Source organism: Pseudomonas sp. PS01300, assembly GCF_029960155.1.
GTDB classification, from domain to species: domain Bacteria; phylum Pseudomonadota; class Gammaproteobacteria; order Pseudomonadales; family Pseudomonadaceae; genus Aquipseudomonas; species Aquipseudomonas palmensis.
Window position 1 is genome coordinate 201315 of sequence record NZ_JASCPN010000002.1, and the last position, 18087, is coordinate 219401.

The 18087-nt window shown below is 52.6% G+C and carries 16 protein-coding genes; 5 read left to right on the forward strand and 11 right to left on the reverse strand.

All coding sequences use genetic code 11. The annotated features are described in order from the left end of the window. The first annotated feature begins 111 nt into the window (after positions 1-111). Positions 112-252, forward strand: coding sequence for a hypothetical protein (locus QMX96_RS02285; protein ID WP_282361053.1), 141 nt, complete (start codon positions 112-114; stop codon positions 250-252). Here the strand turns inward: QMX96_RS02285 and QMX96_RS02290 are convergent. Next, positions 241-1092, reverse strand: coding sequence for a CoA ester lyase (locus tag QMX96_RS02290; RefSeq protein ID WP_282361054.1), 852 nt, complete (start codon positions 1090-1092; stop codon positions 241-243). The genes QMX96_RS02285 and QMX96_RS02290 overlap by 12 nt on opposite strands. A gap of 668 nt (positions 1093-1760) precedes the next feature. On the opposite strand from QMX96_RS02290, the gene QMX96_RS02295 reads away from it, so the two are divergent. Next, positions 1761-2081 (forward strand): hypothetical protein, encoded by a 321-nt coding sequence (locus QMX96_RS02295; RefSeq protein WP_282361056.1) that lies wholly within the window; start codon positions 1761-1763, stop codon positions 2079-2081. A 511-nt stretch (positions 2082-2592) separates the two neighbouring features. Further along, complete coding sequence (locus QMX96_RS02300; protein ID WP_282361059.1) at positions 2593-2955, forward strand: histone-like nucleoid-structuring protein, MvaT/MvaU family; 363 nt, start codon at positions 2593-2595, stop codon at positions 2953-2955. 64 nt (positions 2956-3019) lie between these two features. Here QMX96_RS02300 and QMX96_RS02305 read toward each other — a convergent pair whose 3' ends face one another. The 4 genes from QMX96_RS02305 to QMX96_RS02320 all read right to left on the reverse strand — a co-directional run bounded on the left by QMX96_RS02305 (position 3020) and on the right by QMX96_RS02320 (position 10525). Beyond that, a complete protein-coding gene (locus QMX96_RS02305; RefSeq protein WP_282361061.1) occupies positions 3020-4009 on the reverse strand; it encodes a Wadjet anti-phage system protein JetD domain-containing protein in 990 nt (329 codons plus the stop codon). Positions 4010-4011: 2 nt separating this feature from the next. Continuing rightward, complete coding sequence (locus QMX96_RS02310) at positions 4012-8274, reverse strand: hypothetical protein (protein WP_282361063.1); 4263 nt, start codon at positions 8272-8274, stop codon at positions 4012-4014. A 63-nt stretch (positions 8275-8337) separates the two neighbouring features. After that, complete coding sequence (locus tag QMX96_RS02315) at positions 8338-9063, reverse strand: hypothetical protein (RefSeq protein ID WP_282361067.1); 726 nt, start codon at positions 9061-9063, stop codon at positions 8338-8340. Continuing rightward, positions 9050-10525 carry a hypothetical protein gene (locus tag QMX96_RS02320; RefSeq protein ID WP_282361069.1) on the reverse strand — a complete coding sequence of 492 codons (1476 nt, stop codon included), beginning with the start codon at positions 10523-10525 and terminating at the stop codon, positions 9050-9052. Before QMX96_RS02320 ends, QMX96_RS02315 begins: the two co-directional genes overlap by 14 nt. 136 nt (positions 10526-10661) lie before the next feature. Here QMX96_RS02320 and QMX96_RS02325 point away from each other — a divergent pair, with 136 nt between their 5' ends. Beyond that, a complete protein-coding gene (locus QMX96_RS02325; RefSeq protein WP_282361071.1) occupies positions 10662-11549 on the forward strand; it encodes a WYL domain-containing protein in 888 nt (295 codons plus the stop codon). A 91-nt stretch (positions 11550-11640) separates the two neighbouring features. Here QMX96_RS02325 and QMX96_RS02330 read toward each other — a convergent pair whose 3' ends face one another. The 5 genes from QMX96_RS02330 to QMX96_RS02350 form a co-directional block, all read right to left on the reverse strand. Then, on the reverse strand, positions 11641-12027 hold the full coding sequence (locus tag QMX96_RS02330) for a hypothetical protein (protein WP_282361073.1): 387 nt from the start codon (positions 12025-12027) through the stop codon (positions 11641-11643). A gap of 165 nt (positions 12028-12192) precedes the next feature. Further along, complete coding sequence (locus QMX96_RS02335) at positions 12193-13050, reverse strand: HNH endonuclease (protein ID WP_282361074.1); 858 nt, start codon at positions 13048-13050, stop codon at positions 12193-12195. Then, the gene (locus QMX96_RS02340) at positions 13047-14585 is read right to left on the reverse strand and encodes an AAA family ATPase (protein ID WP_282361076.1); all 1539 of its coding nucleotides are present in this window, start codon (positions 14583-14585) and stop codon (positions 13047-13049) included. Before QMX96_RS02340 ends, QMX96_RS02335 begins: the two co-directional genes overlap by 4 nt. A 113-nt stretch (positions 14586-14698) precedes the next feature. Continuing rightward, a complete protein-coding gene (locus tag QMX96_RS02345) occupies positions 14699-14854 on the reverse strand; it encodes a hypothetical protein (protein ID WP_282361078.1) in 156 nt (51 codons plus the stop codon). A gap of 223 nt (positions 14855-15077) precedes the next feature. After that, positions 15078-16163: a hypothetical protein gene (locus QMX96_RS02350; RefSeq protein WP_282361080.1), complete on the reverse strand. Its 1086-nt coding sequence runs from the start codon at positions 16161-16163 to the stop codon at positions 15078-15080. Positions 16164-16189: 26 nt separating this feature from the next. Between QMX96_RS02350 and QMX96_RS02355 the strand changes: the two genes are divergently transcribed. Beyond that, complete coding sequence (locus tag QMX96_RS02355; RefSeq protein ID WP_282361082.1) at positions 16190-16630, forward strand: hypothetical protein; 441 nt, start codon at positions 16190-16192, stop codon at positions 16628-16630. 389 nt (positions 16631-17019) lie between these two features. Here QMX96_RS02355 and QMX96_RS02360 read toward each other — a convergent pair whose 3' ends face one another. Then, positions 17020-17748, reverse strand: coding sequence for a metallophosphoesterase family protein (locus QMX96_RS02360; protein ID WP_282361084.1), 729 nt, complete (start codon positions 17746-17748; stop codon positions 17020-17022). Positions 17749-18087 lie beyond the last annotated feature (339 nt).

Here is an 18087-nt window from a genome sequence, read left to right on the forward strand (position 1 = left end):
ACGGTGGCCAGCGGCGTTGCTCCACTGCCAAACGCAGCGACATGAATTTCGCTTATTTGGTTGCTGGATGATGCTCAAGGATGTGCCTGGCTACTAAAGCAAGCGCAGCACGTGACTACCGAGGCTGCGACGCTGATGAACCGCGGCTTCACTGATCACAAAATCGTGATGCCGCGCTTCGACACACGCGTGAAAACCTACGCCTTGATCGTGACGCAGGTTTTCGACGCGGTGTTTGCTTCATCTCTGTGAGGTATGACTAAGGCTGGCGAGCGAGATAATGCGATCTGCTCGCGCCAGCACCGGCGCATCGATCATCCGGCCATCCATCTTGAACGCCCCCGGTTGATTCACCGCGGCCTCACGGACACGACGTGCCCAGTCCACTTCTTCGATAGCAGGTGCAAGGCTTTCGTGTATCACGCGGATCTGGGACGGATGGATGCAAAGCACGCCGCCGAACCCCATCCCGTGGGAGTTCTTCACTGATGCTGCCAAACCGGAGACATCCGCGATAGCTGGGTAGACACCATCCAGGGGCGGCGCCAAGCCATTGAGCTTCGAGTGCAAGATAACGCCGGCGCGCAGCGTATTGAGCATACTCTGTCCGCCTTGAGTGCCCTCCTCCAACGCCAGATCCACGGCCATGTCGATCGAACCAAAGCAAAGGCGCTCCACGCCTGGCGTTGCGCTCAGCAGTGACAGTGTTGCAGCCCCCATGGCGGTTTCAATGATCAGCCAGAGCGGCTTACCGCACTCAGACAGCTGCATCACGAGAGAAGGGTCTTCCGCCTTCGGTAGCATGATCCCCGCCACACCTGGTTCGCGGCTGCAGAATTCAACGTCCGCTTGGTACTGGACATGCCCAGTGCTGTTGATCCTGACCCACACTCTGGCCTCAGGATTCTGCAGCAAGAATGTCCGTAGCGAATCGCGGGCACCCGCTTTCGCGCCTTCTTCGACGGCGTCTTCGAAATCGATGATTACTTGGCCGGCGCCGGCGGCCAGGGCTTTGGCGAATCGCTCCGGTCGATCACCAGGAACGAACAGTGCCGACCTGACGATTTGAGTACCACGGTCAATCTGATCCATGAAGCTAACTCCAGAATGTATGGCTGGTTACTCGAACGTCACTTGGCCGGTCTGGCTGATGCCATTGCCCGTGGCCGCCCACACTTGAGCAACACCAGGGGACTCGATGAGACCGCCGACCTCAACCGTCTGATCTGAGATGATCGGTTGCACGCCTTTGAACGCAAAGCTACGTACAACCGCGTCTGGCTTGGCCTTGGTGAAGGTGCGTAGGACAAGCGTGACAGTCAGTGGCCCGTGCATGACCAGGCCCGGGTATCTGGATGCACACAGTGCCATACGGAGCCGCGAAGACCTGAAAGGCCACACGTTTCTGAATTACATTGACGAGCTGGCTTTAGCCAAAAATATTCCGTCGCCCTCGGCGCTCATTGAACCCCGCAAAATTTCGGTTCGCAGCACAAGTATCTTGGCTCAAAAAACTGCCGCAGAGTCGGGCGCTGGGCTTGTGATACTTCCAAGCTATTTAGTATCTCAAGAGTCTTCATTGAGGTCGGTCCTGACACAGGACGTTAGCTTTGCGAGAACGTATTGGATGATGAGCCATACTGATCTGTTGAATACGGCCCGCATTCGATCAACATGGAACTATCTGCGTGATGCAGCTCACGAAGATAAATCGTTTCTCACTGGCGCGCAGACATTAATTCCTTGACACGATGCAGTGCGTGCTAAGCATTGCGATCGCTATCGACCGAAAAGCCGATGTCGTTCGGACTTCCGACATCATTGTTCACCACCACGCGCTGCCAGAGCGAATTTTAGCTTTCGCATATCGCAGAAGCGGTACTATCCCCTTCGACTATCGGTTGGCTGACACCTTCAATGATCATCAAGTCCGCATGGGCATGATGATCGCGGTGGCTCTTGGCGGATTGATATTCAGGAGAGTTGTAGCACTCAAGCGCCTGGTCAAGGCTGTCGAATTCGATGACCACGTTCCGCGCACGCTCTGTGCCCTCAAGGCCCAATGTCCGACCTCCTCTTGAAAAATACACTAGCACACCATTCGGGAGCGTAGCCTGGTCGCTTATGCAGAGTCAGTGTGCGTAAATGCACAGTGCGATCGTCAAAGGCGGCGCGCACGGAGCTAGACCTCCTCAAAATCTTACTAATGATGACATGATGCAATGCGAAAATTTGAATTATTCACCAAGCAATAAGCTCTCGAATATGCAATGATTATTCACCACCACATCTGGGGCCTTACCAAGCTCACTAAGTTCTCTCATCCCTTGAACCATATCTTTCGAGAGAGAACCCGAATGTTCGATATGACTAAGTATTTACCGGCGAAATGTGGCGCAGGCCGAGAGACTGGTCAGTCTTACTGATATTTTTCGCCACATGACATTCGATATGCATGTGGGTTCTACACAAAGCCACGCACCGTTCATTTGATTTTTGGCTCTCATTTGAACCTTAGCTGGGACGACGAAAAATTTACGCGTAACAGTGGATGTTCTTGTAAACTGAAAGCTTTCTCATAAGAGGTGTCATATGTCCCGTCTCGCCGAATTCAGAAAACTCGAACAGCAGCTCGCTCAGCAGCTTGCGGAACTTGAGAGCCTCAAGAACGATGACGGCCTCAAGAAAGAAATTGAGTTCGAGACCAAGCTCCGAGACCTGCTGGGCGAATACGGTTTCAGCTTGCGCAACGTCATTGATCTGCTGGATCCTGCAGCACCACGTCGCGCTGCTCCTGCCACCGAAAAATCTTCCCGCAAGCCTCGGCAGCTCAAGATCTATAAAAATCCACACACCGGTGAGCGTGTGGAAACGAAGGGCGGGAATCACAAAACCTTGAAGGAATGGAAATCGCAGTACGGTGCTCAAACAGTAGAGTCGTGGTTTTCCCCCTGACATACGAAGAAGTGTCTACGACGCATTGATCAAAAGGGCAGCACTTCGCTGCCCTTCTGCGTAATCAGCTTGAAATTGCCATGAGCTGTTCTAGCCCGACCCCTTCCTGGGGCAGCCAGAACCCCTCGCTCCACAGATCGTTGATTTGCTCGGCGAGTTCGGGAAGCCAGGACGTGGATAAATCCTGATAATCGCGTGGTAGCACCTCGGAGGCCCTACGCCGACCGATCCTTAGCAGCATCTGGTAAAAGCCGATGCTGGGGATCAGTTGAAGCTGATGCAGACGATTGAATTTGAGGGGTATGTTAAATCCTTCGGGATCTACATCCCCAAAATATTCAGCGCCCTGCGCTTCGCGTTCACGCATGACCTCCAGCAGAGCCAACCCTGAAGCGCAAATGGTATTTCCACCGCCGTAGATGACCGCGCTGTAGCGTTTGGATTGCTCATTCCATTCCCCTAGGCTCCAGAAAGTGTGATGGTTCTCGACCACGAGCACTGGCGACCCGATAGCATCAGCGGGCCGATAAGCGAGCGGATGCTCAACACGCATCGCTCCGATGACGCTCAGGGGCATTCGGCCACCAAAAAGAGCTCCATTGCGTACGCGGGCATCTAAATACTTCTCGTCGCCGAAAATATCCAGCGATCGCTCCCGCAGAGGTACCTGCAGGAAACGACCTCGACGCTTGATGAGCCACTCGTTGATCATGAACGCAGTAGCCTGCTCGCTGAGCGATAAACTTGGCCAGAATCCGATCTCCGGAAGCCATGAAACACTGTTGTATTTGGCTGTCTCTTTTAGCTTGCCTTCACGCACCAGGGTTATGAACAGGGGCATAGGTGGGTTGCCGAACCTTTCAAATCCACCACCCCCTGGAAGGCGCAGTAACCCTTGAGCCTCACCCAAGCGCAGCGCTACGAGCAATTGGCTATCCCGATCCGGCGTTTCTACCTGCTCCGGATAGGCAGCAAGCCAAACGGTTCGCAGAGCCGGTAGCGTCACGCGCTTGCCGGGTTCCTGCATCAACATTTCTAGGAAACCAGCACCCATGATCACAACGCCACGTCAGAAAAAGTGGCCTTGGCCATTTCGATATGCGTGCGCTTGGTCTTACTGTTAACGCCTGCTTTGCGGAGCCGGATGATGCGTCTAAATCCTTCGAGAATGTTAGCGTCCGCGTTTGCCGTGAAACAAATCAGCTGGATCCCCAGGCTTGCGGCCAGTTTTCGTTGCGCATCGATGAGTGCTCGTGTCTGCACGTTTGCGAACGGATTGTCCAAGAGCAATGGCCCGCCCCCGCCACGCTTGGCTTGTACCTGCGTGCTCACGCGCATATGGCTCACGAGCATGTAGAGGAACGTTGCGATTACAGTCCCTTGGCCGCCCGACTTTTTCATGGCATTCACAGGCTGGTACTGGAAATCGATGTTTTGCTCCATTTTCAACATGAACAAACCAAACGTTTTGTCATTGGTGAAACGCAACAGGCATTGCGTAATGATGTCGGCCCCACTGCCAGGGACTACACCACTTTCGATCTGGCTATTCAGGTAGTGACGTATTTCAAGCTTACGCTGCTCCGAACTCTTACCGGAGAGGTTCGCAGACATTCTCAGGATCTCTTTGCCGCTCACGTAGGGGGTACCCACCGGCATGGTAATTCCTGACGCGTACTTCACCAGCGAGCTCGCTGACGTCGTCTGGTTGTAGACTTCCGTCACACAGTTTTCAAAATCAGGAGTCATTTCGTTCAACTGATCCGTGACCGAGGCCACTCGATCGTGGATCATGTCCTCCAGACGATCATGGTCTATACACGCCTTCTCAAAATCGTCCTGGCTGATGTGCAACGAAACCTCAGGCTCCACAGCAATGAATTCACTGTGAGTGGCTACCCTGACGAGATTTCGATGGGCGTTGCTAGTCTCGATGTTGCAGTTCTTCACTGAGGCATCTCGCGCAGTCCGCGTTTCGAGCAGTGCCCGCACCCGCTCCTCAATACTACCCTCCAACTGAATCAGCTTGGGCTCGTCACTGCTGGCAGGAAATGCGGAAGCCAACAGGTTGACCTGGATGACCAGAGCATCCTTGCGCTTTTCCTCAGCAGCATTATCGATGCGGTGCTGGCTGATCTGTCGACGAAGACTATTTGCTTCTTCGGATCTCGCCTGTGCAGCAGCCAACTCTCGCTCGATGGCGATAGGAAGCTCGACCTGATCAAGCTTGTCCATCTCATCCGAAGCCTGTTCTGGCGCGTGCTCGCGGATAAAACTATCCAGACGCGCACCCGCCTCACCGGCTTCATGAACAGCCCGCTCCTTCTCGTTATCAAGCCGGGCATTCAGCTTTTTCTGGCTGTCGATTTCTGCGCCGATATCCAACCCACTCTGCGCGATCTCTGTGATTGCAGCGTCATCTTGATGTCCATACGTCTTACGATACTGACTGACCAGCTGCGTTACTCGCTCACGCAGGTCGTTCAATTGATACCCAATCAACCCGAGTTTTTGGCCTTCTTCTGCAGTGAGCATCCTGAGCGCATTCGAGTACAGCGTACGCAGTACGCTGAGTTCATACCCGCTCTCTTCAATACGAGCAGCTGCATCGAAGGCGGCGTCATATCGTGCGATCAGACCAAGCTCTCGCTGCAGATCTGCAACGGTCGCAACTACGTCTACCAAATCCAGGCGCACTTCTTCCAGCTTGGCCTCCTGAACGCTTTCATCCGCCTTTAGCTGCTCCAAGAACTGCGCAACTTCGCCCAACTCACTGTTGATCACTGCAAGCTCGGTTCGGCCCGCATCAATTTTTGGCTCCCAGTTGACAGCGTAATCAGACAACTGCTTGAGACCATTTTCCTGACTCTTGATTTCGACTGGGAGCGCCTCAATGCGAGCACCCAACGCATCGAGTTCTTGCTTCAAACGGCTCGCAAGCTCGACCAGTTCAGCCCGTTTGGCCGTAGCGGCCTCTATCTCATCTTCCCGTTGCGCGACTTCGAGCGCAACTTGCTGAATGGCTTCGCGGGTGTAGTCGATCTGAAAACGCTGGAGAGTGGCCAGTGCGGATTGAGCTTGTTTTTCACGAGCCGCAAAAGCGTCATGCTCAGCATCAGTCTGCTCAATAAGTGCTTCGCAATCCGCTAGCAATTGCGCTGCAGCAGCCTTGTTGAACAGCGAATCCTGATCCGGCCCAAAGACGTAGCGATCCTGAGGAGCTAGCGGCATCTCCAGACTTGCCACAGCAAGCGTCACCGGGAGAGAGAGCGGTAGCTGCAGCGACTGCGCCACCTGAAGTGCTTTGCTCCACTCATCGTTCGCAACGTTCACGCCCAGAAAGCGGGCTGGGTCTGAAAGGACAAGCGCCCTAGCCTCTTCTGCGTCGCTTCTCAAATCGGCAACATACGTATTTGCCGCCCTCGCAGAACGTACACCTGCAGAGTTTAGTGATCGCACTACCAGTTCCACGTCATCACTGCGCCCGGCCAAGCCGGTCTGCTCGATCGACAGCTGCTGTTCGCGGAGCTGCTTAAGGCGTATTGCGCAGGTTGAAAGCTCGTTACGCGTACGTTCGATAAACTGTTGGACGTGAGTGACCAGAGATGAGGAGTGCGGGTCACAATACCCCTCCACCAACAACGCCCAAATAGGGTCGTTCTGCAGCTGTTCAACACTCCGGTCATACTCATTCAATCGCTGCTTCAGCATTTTATGCGCATGTTGCGCATTGATGATGTCCTGCTGAGTCACCGAAACCCTGGCTTGGGTTTCTTCTAAAGACAGCCTTTTCGCTTCACGCTGCTCCCGGAGCTCGTCCAGCGTAGATTGCATTTCTGCTATGACTGCCTGCAACCGTGTGACAGCAGAGCTCACATCGATATCTGTAGGTAACAGCCATTTGCCCTCGATGAGGCCATCCAATATCTGGGTGGCCGTCCTGATGCGCTCTTCAATTTCCCCCCTCAATCCACTGAGTTCAGCGACCCGGCTACTGCTCTGATTTCTCTGCTGAGCAATCCCGGACAGATGGGCCTTGAGGTCTTGTTCATGGGTCAGCAATGTGGATCGGTTTTCTTGATGCTTTTCAATGTGTTGTTGAATCAAAAAACGAAGCATGGCCCCATTCTGGGCTGCTTCAATCTCGAATGGTTTTAGCTCTTCCCTGAGCGCAGCGGATTGTTTCTCCAGCTCCGCTATCAGTTTCTCAACGTTCCCAATATCCCGTTTAACCAAGGCTCCGCCGAGGCATTCAAGGCGCAGAATTCCGTTCTTGAGTTGCCTGTGCAAATCATCAGTACGCTGTTTGGCCGCTGTATCCGCACGAGATAGCTTCAGCCGCTGCAGTGCCAGATGATTTCGCCGAGCCGTACCCGCTTCGTCATCGGCTTTGCTCGCAAGCTGCTCTAGCTGGTCGATTGCAGTGCTCGCCTTCGCAAGACGCACATCCAGACCATTAATCTGATCACGCATTGTGAAGACTGTGTCATTCGCTTCCTGCTCAACTGCCAATAGGGCAGCCTTGGCGCCCAAGAATTTTGCGGCGCTCTCGGCGAAGGGTTTCATGGCTTGTTGCAGCCGCTGCAGCTCGTGGAGCCTGGCTTCGTACTTGGGCTTGGACTTAAGTCGATCCATGGTTTGAACGACCATGTCCCGCAGAGCCGTGGTGTGCTCCTGGTTCATCGAAAGGCTCAAGAGCTTTGTAATAAGGTCACTCTCTGAGCTGAAGGACAGAAAGCCCTCCTCGCTTCCTCCTTCTCGGCTGTTGAACGATAGCTGCATGCCCAACAGCTCAACGTCGATCAGTCGGCGCTGCTCCAGGTGAGTGACCCACTCACCCTGGTTATGGGTCATGTAAAAATCACCTTGGCTTTCTAGCCTGGCGTTTTGGTGTGCCCAGTTAAGGAAGGCTTGCATCGACTGCACTGGCGCGAGCGAGAGGCCAGGAACTGGTAAATCTTCCAAGCCGAGGCCCGAGCTTGCGTCAAAAGCAAAAAACCTGCGATCAACCTCAGATGCTCGGTCTGCGGATTCTTTCACCTGAACTGCTTGGCCAATGACCAGTCGATAGGCCTGCCCGTTTGCGCTGCGCGCAGGCATGACCCATTCGATGGCAATGAATGAGGGCCTGACATCACGCGAGAAATAGTCTCTGAAACTATGGGACTTGGACTGCAGATGCTGCAACCAGCGCTCTTGCTTCGGCTCAAAGCAACTGAAGATGTAAGCCAGCAAGGAGGTCTTACCGCCGGCATTCTCAAGATTCATGCAGCTGTCGATCGGCTCACCAGTGACAGGGTCACAGAGGTCGAGCAGCATTTCTTCATACCAGCTAGTGGGCGATCCAAACCGGTCTACGTAAATTCTCGAAATGCGCATGGTTCATCCTTGATTAGCAGGAGTGGCAGCGGTGGCAACGGCTCGGAACAGGTTGGGGAGCGTCAGCTCGCGCAACTGGACTCGCAGTTGGTGCGTGGGAGTGAAAATGGTCTTGTCACCAATGTCCTCCTTACCCTCTTTTCTCACCAATCCGTAATCAGACAGGCGAATGAGGCAGACCCTCACAATCCCATCCACCGACTTCATTGAGGCCCTCTCTGCTCCAGGAATGAACACCGGCAGATCCAGGATGAAGCTCCAACCCGGACGGAGCTGCTCCGCTGCGTAGTTGTCCCCTTCGGCAGACAAGCGAAGGGAGTTTGCTATCCCGAGTACTTTGTCTCGTACCTCCACCAGGCTGCTAGGAAACGGGGAGCGCCCTTCGTCTTCTATGTGGTCTGTGGTGGGGTAGAACACCGCAGCGATAGCAAGGTGAATAAGCACCATGGCTACCTTTTCACTCTCCGACATCGACCGCCGCAGGTCAGATAACCGCAGCGAGAAACGGCTGCTTTTGCCCGTAGGGGCAATCACAAGGCCGCGCTCACTCACATCCAGAATGACCAGCTCCATGCCAGCGGCGACGCCGTTGACCACCTCTGCAAACCCACGATCACCGCGAAACCTGGCCAACAGGTGGCGATACTCGGCATCGCTCGAAGGGTTGGCCGTAAATCCCATCGCCTTGTAGAGCAGCGCTGCTGCCTGCTGGCTTTCACTGCTGCTCATCCGTGTTCTCCTGCTTTATCAAGTACCTTAGGTTGTCGCCTGACACGACCGACGTTTCAAACTCACCACTCACTTCAGCGTGAAGATGGGGGTAGCGAGACTCGCTGTCGGCGTACGCCCGGTAGAGCTCATAAGCGACAGCCTTTCTTTCGATGAATGTCAGGCCCTCGCGCTCTGCGAGTTCGATCAGTTCCCCAAGCTGCCACGCTTCCCCCGAATGCATCTTCGCGTCCAGCCACTCCAAAGACCTGGCAATGGTCTCAGCCGAGAATGGGTTCGGTATCACTGGGAACTCTGAAATCTCGCCATCCACCTCTTCTTCTCCTTCGAAGACATAGGTATCGCGACGCTCCAGCAGCGCATCCAAGAAGCTGGAGAGATCGAAGACCTTCGGCGGAACTGCCGGGTAAAAACTCAGCAGAAGATCCTCAGTGACGCCTGTGATCTCGTCCAAAGGCTTTTCCATGAGCGCCGGGAGTAACTGCAGGTCGATGTCGGGTAAACCGGATCGACGCCGTGCTCGAAAGCCGAACGCCTGCCCTTGCAGAAAGCGCTCGCCTGCTCCCCCGATCTCGTTCAGCAGGTTCAAACGTTGCAGGTTTGCGCTTTGGAGCTGGAGGTTGAGCTTTGCCAGCGGTGCGATAGCGTTCGGGTTGTCCATACCACGAATCTTTGTGGCAAGAGATTCCATCATGTGATGGTCGACTGACTGGCGCTCTGACACATGATTGCGTGCATCGCTCAACCGCGGACTGATGTCCTTGCGCCAATTCACTGTCCCGGGTGAACGATTGGCTTGCCGAATCATCTCGCGGATCATCTGTCGGTGTTCGATGGAAAGCAGGCGCGCCCGGTTTGCCAGTTCCAACGCTTGCTCGAACCGTCCGTTTTCGATGAGGTGAACAAGCATCTTTTCGATGAGTACCTGGTAGTCCTCAATTTCGAGATCCAGCATCCCCATGAGCACGACATAACCATGCTCGGTCGGGGTGTATCGGACAGTAGCCTCATGATCTTGCTCCAAGCGAATGAGCTTGAAGGTAAATTCCCGAGTCTCTCCGGAGGGCGCGTGAAAATAAGACTCTCGGTGTGCAGCATACTTGTTGGAAGCGTTGGCCAACGTGTCTAGAACTATTTCGGCGACGCGCAATTTTGCAGGCTCGCTCAGCTCCACTCGCATCTTGCCAGCGGTAGCGATCAAGTGGTCTCGAACCTCGGTCAGGGTGTAACCCTGGTTAATCGCAGCGCCTTCCATCATGTAAAACAGGGATGCGAGGCACAGGTAATTGGTATCCAGCCCCTCTAGGATTTTGGAATCATCATCGCCACGGTGCATTGACTTGTTGATATCCAGCCGCAGAATCGGACGCAGAAGCAGCAGGTTGCGCTGGTGGGCTGTCAGATCGACCAGGTCACCATTCCTCGTATCAGGAGGCTCCGCCATGTTAGAAAGGTCGTTCATATTCAGCCCACGATTTCCTTGTCGAGCCGTCGGTGCTGGCCGGGGGGGGCACAACCGAATCATTATGAGGTGGTGTGACCGATACTAGCCTTCTGCTTGTAAGATCCGCAACCGAAAAAATTAAGCAGACGATTCGATGACCAAAGACATTACAGATCACTCGCAGGCGCAGCAGGAACGCCTAGCCTACATTGAGCTGAACCTGTGGTTTCTCGGGCAAATACGACGCCAAACCCTCGTGAAGCGCTTCCAAATCAAGGCAGCTTCGGCGACTCGGGACTTGGCTCTTTATTCAAGCTTGAACCCTGACAACCTGAGCTACGACCTCAGCGCCAAGACATTTTTCATCAGCCCCAGCTTCAAGCCCATGTACAGCTTCAGCACCCAGCGGGTGATGACATGGCTGGCTCAAGGCTTTGCAGACGGTTTTCCTGGCGTTTGGTCTGCTGGCGTACCGGCGCTGCAACCCGCACGCTTGGGCAACCCACATCTTGATACCCTTGGAGTTGTCACCCGGGCCATTTTTCAGCGGCAGCCGCTGCGCATCCGTTATCAATCATTGAATGGTGAGAGTGAACGCGTAATTGTTCCGCATGTCCTTGTCGACAACGGCTTGCGTTGGCACGTGCGTGGCTTCGACAGGAAAACGCAAGGATTCAGAGACTTTGTAGTCACCCGCATCATCGCCCCGGAGATTCTTGATGCGCACGTCCGGGAAGATCGGGAAGGTCGTGAAGCCGATAGCCAATGGAACCATCAAGTGACATTGGAAATGGTGCATCACCCTGACCAGCCCAGGCCTGAGGTTACCCATTTGGACTATGGCATGCAGGATGGCGTCTTGAAGATGACTGTTAAGGCTTTGACCGCAGGTTATACCCTGCGACAGTGGAGCGTGGATTGCTCACCTGATCACCGCCTGAGAGGACACGAGTACAGACTCTGGCTTCGGAATCATGAGGTGCTCAAAGGTGTGCACAACGCCCTCCTCGCACCCGGTTTTACAGAATGTGAATCAGAGTGAAATCGCTTTACGGTTTCCCATACCAGTGCAGTCAGTACCGGGCAGATGATGGCTCAACGCTAGCCGCCAACTGCCCGGAGTTCACAAACTACTACTGATGTACAGCCGTACTGATATGAAGCGCTCGGTCATCCACACCTGCAGCGTCGCGGCTGGTTTGCAGCCCCACGACGACGGGGGCTGTCTCCCCCATTTTTAATGCGCAGATGGTCTTGGTAAGCTTGGCCAAGCCGTCTACCTGATCATCACTCCAGATACCGATGTCGCCTGGGCCTATCAGGCCATTGTCCATCACCGCAGTAGTCTCAAGGAACACGAGACCAGCTCCACCCAGCGCGCGGGCGCCGTAATGTACGATGTGGAAGTCGGTCACACAGCCGTCTTCTTCAGCGGAATGCATGCACATTGGCGACATGGCAATCCGATTGCGAAGTTCAACTCCACGAATAGTGATCGGCTCAAACAGTTTTGCAGACATGAAACGCTCCTGGTGAACAGCACGTTAAGGAAGTGACCAGAAGCTTATGGGGTACAGCAAAAAATGAAAATACGGCACTTTCGAGCCTATAGTTACACAAAAGTAACTATGAGCTCGAAAGTGTATCGCCACCATCTGAGATGGTCTAAGCAAATTAACGCACCATCAGAGATCAGCGCTGCAGAACCATTCGTCCTCGGCCAGAGCCAGATACATCACTTTACGCCAGTGATTAGGAAAAAGTGTGGGACTCTCCGCTACCGACTTGAGATAGAGGGAGAATTGCTCCGGCGAAAATGTCTTTAGAAAACCACGCCGCTGATCAACCAGAGTACCCAGCTCCTCTCCTGCTCTGATGCCATACCGTCTCGCAATACTAAAGAACTCAAAATGTCTATTCGCGCGACTTTTATTTAACGGCAGCCACTGCTCCGGCGGGCATGCGCTAAATTTGATGGCGCACGGCGACTCATGAGTAACCTCTGCGACCACCCAGGTATCATCATAAAAACACGCTTGATCATAGTATGGATGTATTAATTGCTCGGCAGCATCGGTGATGATGGGATTGCCTTTTTCTGTATTACAATCCCTGCATGCCGGAACAAGGTTGTAGGGTAAAACTGTGAGCAGTGGGTAATTTGCCTTAGGCAAATAGTGATCGAGTGTCTTGGCGTGACCAATCCCCCCACAAAGTGGGCAGGATTCCTCAGCAGAAATTAAAATAGCGTTGTAGATCGAGCGGCCAGGCTCCCGCTTGACCATATAGTACTCATAGAGCCTGACCATTTCAGCTTTGGTAATATCTCCGACGACGGATGGGTTATCACCCTTTGCGATACGTACCGGCGGTATGCTGCTCGTGGTGCCTGCCTTGGAATGCTCCAAGAAGTCGATTGCAGCAATTTTGATATTATCGACTTGAGCCAGCATCTTCCTGCGTTCTTCCTCGCTCTTGATGGCCGATACGCACTGCCGATACGAATAGTCCGGCTCAAAATCAGAAATTGTCATCTTCTTCATGATTTGGCCTTAGCGTCCCGATCAACAATAAGGGCGCGCAGGATAGCTTGAGCCTCGTAACCAAGCTGACCACCAAACTTGCGAAAGATTTTGTCAAAGCTAGCGCCCTGCTCTACTTCAGCTTTCAGGATTGTGTGAAATCCCGAAAGTTCGACTTCAAGGCCGAATACTTCACGCGTCAGCACGCCAACGTTTTCGCCGAAAGTCTCAATCGATGGACGAGATGCCGCCGCCACCAAGCCAGCGCGACTGACTTTCCAAACACAGGACGCTGGTATCTCCTGCAACACCACTGGAGAGTGAGTCGCAATAACTGCTACTCCGTTACGCTCAAGCAGTAGGTCGTTCAGCGCTCTGATGAAAGCAGAGAGTAACGGTGGGTGCAGGTGGCTCTCAGGCTCATCAAGCAAAACTAGCGTTTTTTCCTCCACCCGTTCGATCAGTTTCACAATCGTAAGGAGCACGATGGCGTGGCCAGAGCTCAGTCGCGAAAATACTGATACTGTTTTATCGATGTAATTACTTTCAATTTTTTCAGCCGCAATGATAAGGCCCATTCGCGCAAAACTATCATCAGAAGCTAAACTTTTCAGCGCCTTCAGCCATCGGACGCGTTTATAACTGTCGTGAACACACAGTTTTAGCGCCCTGCCGAACTCAGTTTGCAATTCGTTCGACCCCTTCAACTCATACCCTCCTGCAGAGGGCTTTTTCAGACCCACATAGTAGAAGCAGGTACCTTTTGCAGGGTCGGGTTGATCTGGTGGTGGGTTGAAAGGGTCAAATGCGCTGAATGAGACGGACAGTACGCTACTAAAATACTCCTTAGTCACTGGGACACGTTCATCGCCCCATTCACCTGTATGATATACCGCATCGGCATCATCACCCTGGCCTGTTGCTGCTCTAATCATCCCATTCAGAATGGTGGTCTTACCGATGCCGTTTCGACCGATTAATGCGTGTATATTACTTGATGGGGTAGAATCGGCCTCGACATAGAACTCCAACTCTATTCCGGCCACATCCTTTTGACTCTTTTTTTCATAAAGGAACGAATAATTTGTGCGGACAGCTCCGCCTTGCAGAATTCGTGCAAACTGTTGCTTAACACTGGAAAGGCTCACACCTCTGAGCAACGACACAGAGAAAACTTCTTCATCGCGAATGCTTTCAAGGAGGTCAGGATCCGCAGCAAGATCCCGAAGACTTTTGAGGTACGCTGACTTCAGGACGTCTGGAACTTCATTGGCGATTATGCTGTAATACTCGACATTCGTTCCCAGTGAGAAAAAATCGTTGCCTAAATGGGTAAAACTTTTTTCAAGCCTAGACATGGTCGACGTATCTTTGTCTTGACCTTTAAATCCAATCTTGACGTTACCCATATCATGTTTCGCACCCTTATCGTCATAGATGATGACGTGGAACATGGTCACGAAGTTGAAATCATTCCATCGGTCATACATGAGGTAGGCACAGCTTTTTGCGCTTGATGGAAATCGTTCATCTCTGTCTATGACGTAAAAATCCATTTAAAGCCCTTGGTATCAAGATTGGGACGGCGAAGCCAGTAAACAACGAGCTCGCATAGTGGCCGTATGATGCCACATCGCGTGACTAGGCGGCACCTGTACCTTACCGAGGATCAGTAGGCAGCCTCCTTCAACGCCTTTACCAGTTGATCCAGGGCATCCCGCAAACGCCTGTTCTCCCTGGCGTCATCGCCAGCAGGCTGGAACTGCTGCGCGTGCCTGAGCAGCGCTTCAAGATCATTTCTGTTCAGATCCAGTTCGATTTTCATCCCTATTTCCCTCCTGCATCAAGCGCGAATTAGCCTGGTTGTAGTATCTTATTCCTCGACACCAATCCACACTAATTGTGTCTCTTACACTTCAAATAGGCGTAATTTTTCTGCGGGAAGCGACGCGATCGTGGCCTCGTGGTAGCCCAGCGATAAAGAGGCGTCCTTCTCGAAAAATGTCGATTATCACCTATGTGCGCTAACCTTTTTAAGGCAATGATACTCAGTATATTCTTGCAAGGGGATCTGTTTCAAAATACTTCCACCTCACTCCTTTGAAGCCGTATGGGTTATTCAAGAAAATCTGAGTCTGTCTGTAGTCCGTGGGTTCAAAATCCTCCACCAAAATAAACCATAAAACTTGTCGTGCTGTTTGTATCGACATTCTTTGCCGATGATCTTTTGTAAGCAGCCTTCGAATTAGCGAGTCCAGAATATTGGTTTTTGAGTCAGCCTGAGAGTGGATTCTGTACATCCCGCGATCCACTTCTGATTCGATATGTTTCATCGCCTCAGCAAATCGCCCAATGTTGTCGAATGAAAAAAGATCAGCGCCAGTTACTAGCTTATAGAGCAACAGCCCCATCGCCCACGAATCATACTTGCTGTACTCAAATTCAGGGCTAGACCAGTCGACGAATGTTTCTGGTGGTAGATTATAGAACGAATTTGTGATTTCCCGCCCTATGCCATTATGAATAGTAATCATATCGGCATTACCGCCATAGCTGGCCTCAAGCCGACTATAAGATTGACCCCAATCCAAGATAATTGTCTTAAAATCCGGAACATCGGTGCGCAAATCGACCGGCTCATCCAAGAGAATTATGTTTCCCGGATGAAGATCCCGATGATTGGTAAAAGCGCCAAAATATTCCGAAGCCCCAAATACGCGATACGCAATCAGTAGCCGCTCTTTAAGATCGCATTTCTCAAAATTCTCCGTAAACCATGCGGATAGCAACTGCCCCTCAATTCGCTCGGTTATCAGATAGAGAATCCGCCCATCAAAAAGCTCCCCATGAGACAAGTATTCGGGCGTTTTTTTGATGATCTCATTCAACCCCTCTTGACTCTGTAGAAACCTTGCCTCATTACGAAACCTGGCTTTTTCAAGCTCAGAGCGCGGAAAAATTGCGAGCTTTATAAATACCTGCCTACCTGTTTCCTCATCAACCCCAAAAAAGGCTGTTGAGCTTTTTCCGCCAGTAATTTCCTCCTCCAGCCGATACCTCCCTTCTAAGAGATTTAGACCAGTCTGTACAAAAAACTCACTCACTTTGACATCAACACCAGGCTTCGCTATCATGCTTCACTTTTTTATCAGGACAATTCATGCCAACGCTTTTTCGTGGCTTTTCCCAGGTGCTTACCGCCCCAGAGCAGGTCAATATCTTTTACCACACGCCTCGCACTCCGCAAGACACCGATCCTATGATCCACGACATCGCCGATCAATGGTTTCTTGACCGCTTTGGAGTGCGGGCCCGGAGCAGTGCGTTGATTTGCACCACTGATTTCAGCCAAGCAAACATGTATGGTAAGGCTACGTATCGAATCATTCCTGACGCACCTGCTACAATCATTTACAGCTCATCAGTCAAAGATTTCTTTGAGCACCATCATGAACTGGCCGAACACACGAAAAACCATGTTGTGAAGTGGCTTGAAGAGAAGAACTTCCAGATGGTTGATCACAGCGATGAGATTGAACCAACGTTCTTTGGCGAAGTCATGGTTATTTGCGAAACCTACACAGCAATTCCTAGAGTCTAGTCACTGCCATGGCGCTCAACCCCTCATCGGCTCGGTCATGCGCGTGAGTATTTTCCAATTCAATCGATGCAGGAAGGCTTGCATGGCTCCGCGACCAGCCTGCCAGCATGTAATCAACCTCGGCACTGCCAAATATCGATCCACAAGAAACCAGCATGAAGCTTGACTGGATTGCGCCCCAGCGTGGGTAACCTGATCTGCTGTCATAGCTCATGGTTCTCGCGAACACCACAGTAGGTTGCCACCCCTGCCCCCTGACTCCATCTTAATGCTGACTGGTAAGTATGACGTCTGACAGCATTCAGTCAGGTAACACAAAAAGTTGAAGTCCCATTTGCTGAGCAAGCGAAAGAATCTTATCGGACGTGCGTCCCCTATCGCGGTGTATGTTAGATCTCGATCACTAAATCGGAGGCAAACCCTGTCCGCTCGCCTGGGTAGCCTCTGGGGTTAGAAACGAGCCGGCAGCCCAGGATTTCTGTATCTACGGCAAAATGCGTGTGACCGAAAATCCACGCGTCCGCCTGGCCGACCAAGTCGTGCCATAGGTTGTAATAAGCCGCCGCAAGGTGGCCTTCATGACCATTTCCAGAAACCTCCGGGATCGGAGAGTGGTGGGTCACCACTATGGTCTTGCCTTGGAAATCCTTAGCCAGTTCTGCTGCCAGAAACTCACGACTGGCGATGTTGCGAGCAATGAGATCGGCGGGTCGGAGCTTGCGGTACCCCTCCCCGATTCGAATTCGCTTGAAGTCATTCATCCGCTCAGCACAGTCCCTCATCGCAGCCTTGTAGTCCCCGGTCGAGGTGAAATCTGTCCACGCAGTCGCCACGAGAAATCGGGTTTCACCGATGACAAGGCTTTGGTTGTCCAGGACATGAACATGCTCCGCAGCTGCATCTCGCATTTTGATCAACGTTCGATCAATGTGCGATTTGTAGAATTCGTGGTTGCCGCAAACGTAGATCACCTGGCATCCAAACGTCTCATTTGCCCACGTCACACCGCGACCAAGCACCGAGATGTCGCCAGCTAATACGACCAAATCGGCCTCTAGCTGAGGTGGCTCGAAACCAACAAATTCCAAGTGCAGATCTGAATAGATGAGAACTTTCATCAGGTACCCGTGCTCCGTGTGATCTAGGGTGGATCGCTTCTTCAAGTCGCGTCCCGGGAAACCTGCCAAGCAACCTCATCCAGTGTAAGCACCGCCGCTAGGCTCGTGTACTTGCGAAAACCTGGCCCCGCGAGAAAGTAGAGTGTGTCCTTACTCTCAAAGACCGACTCAACCAGTGCATACATGAAGCTCGATCTGAGTCCGCCAGGTCGGTGTAGTGGTCTAATGAAACCGGACACCCATTTAGGCGAGAATGCTCGCCATAGAGAGGTGTCTGATGACCAAGCAACGTCGTACCTTTACCCCTGAGTTCAAGCGCGAGGCTGCGTGCCTGGTGCT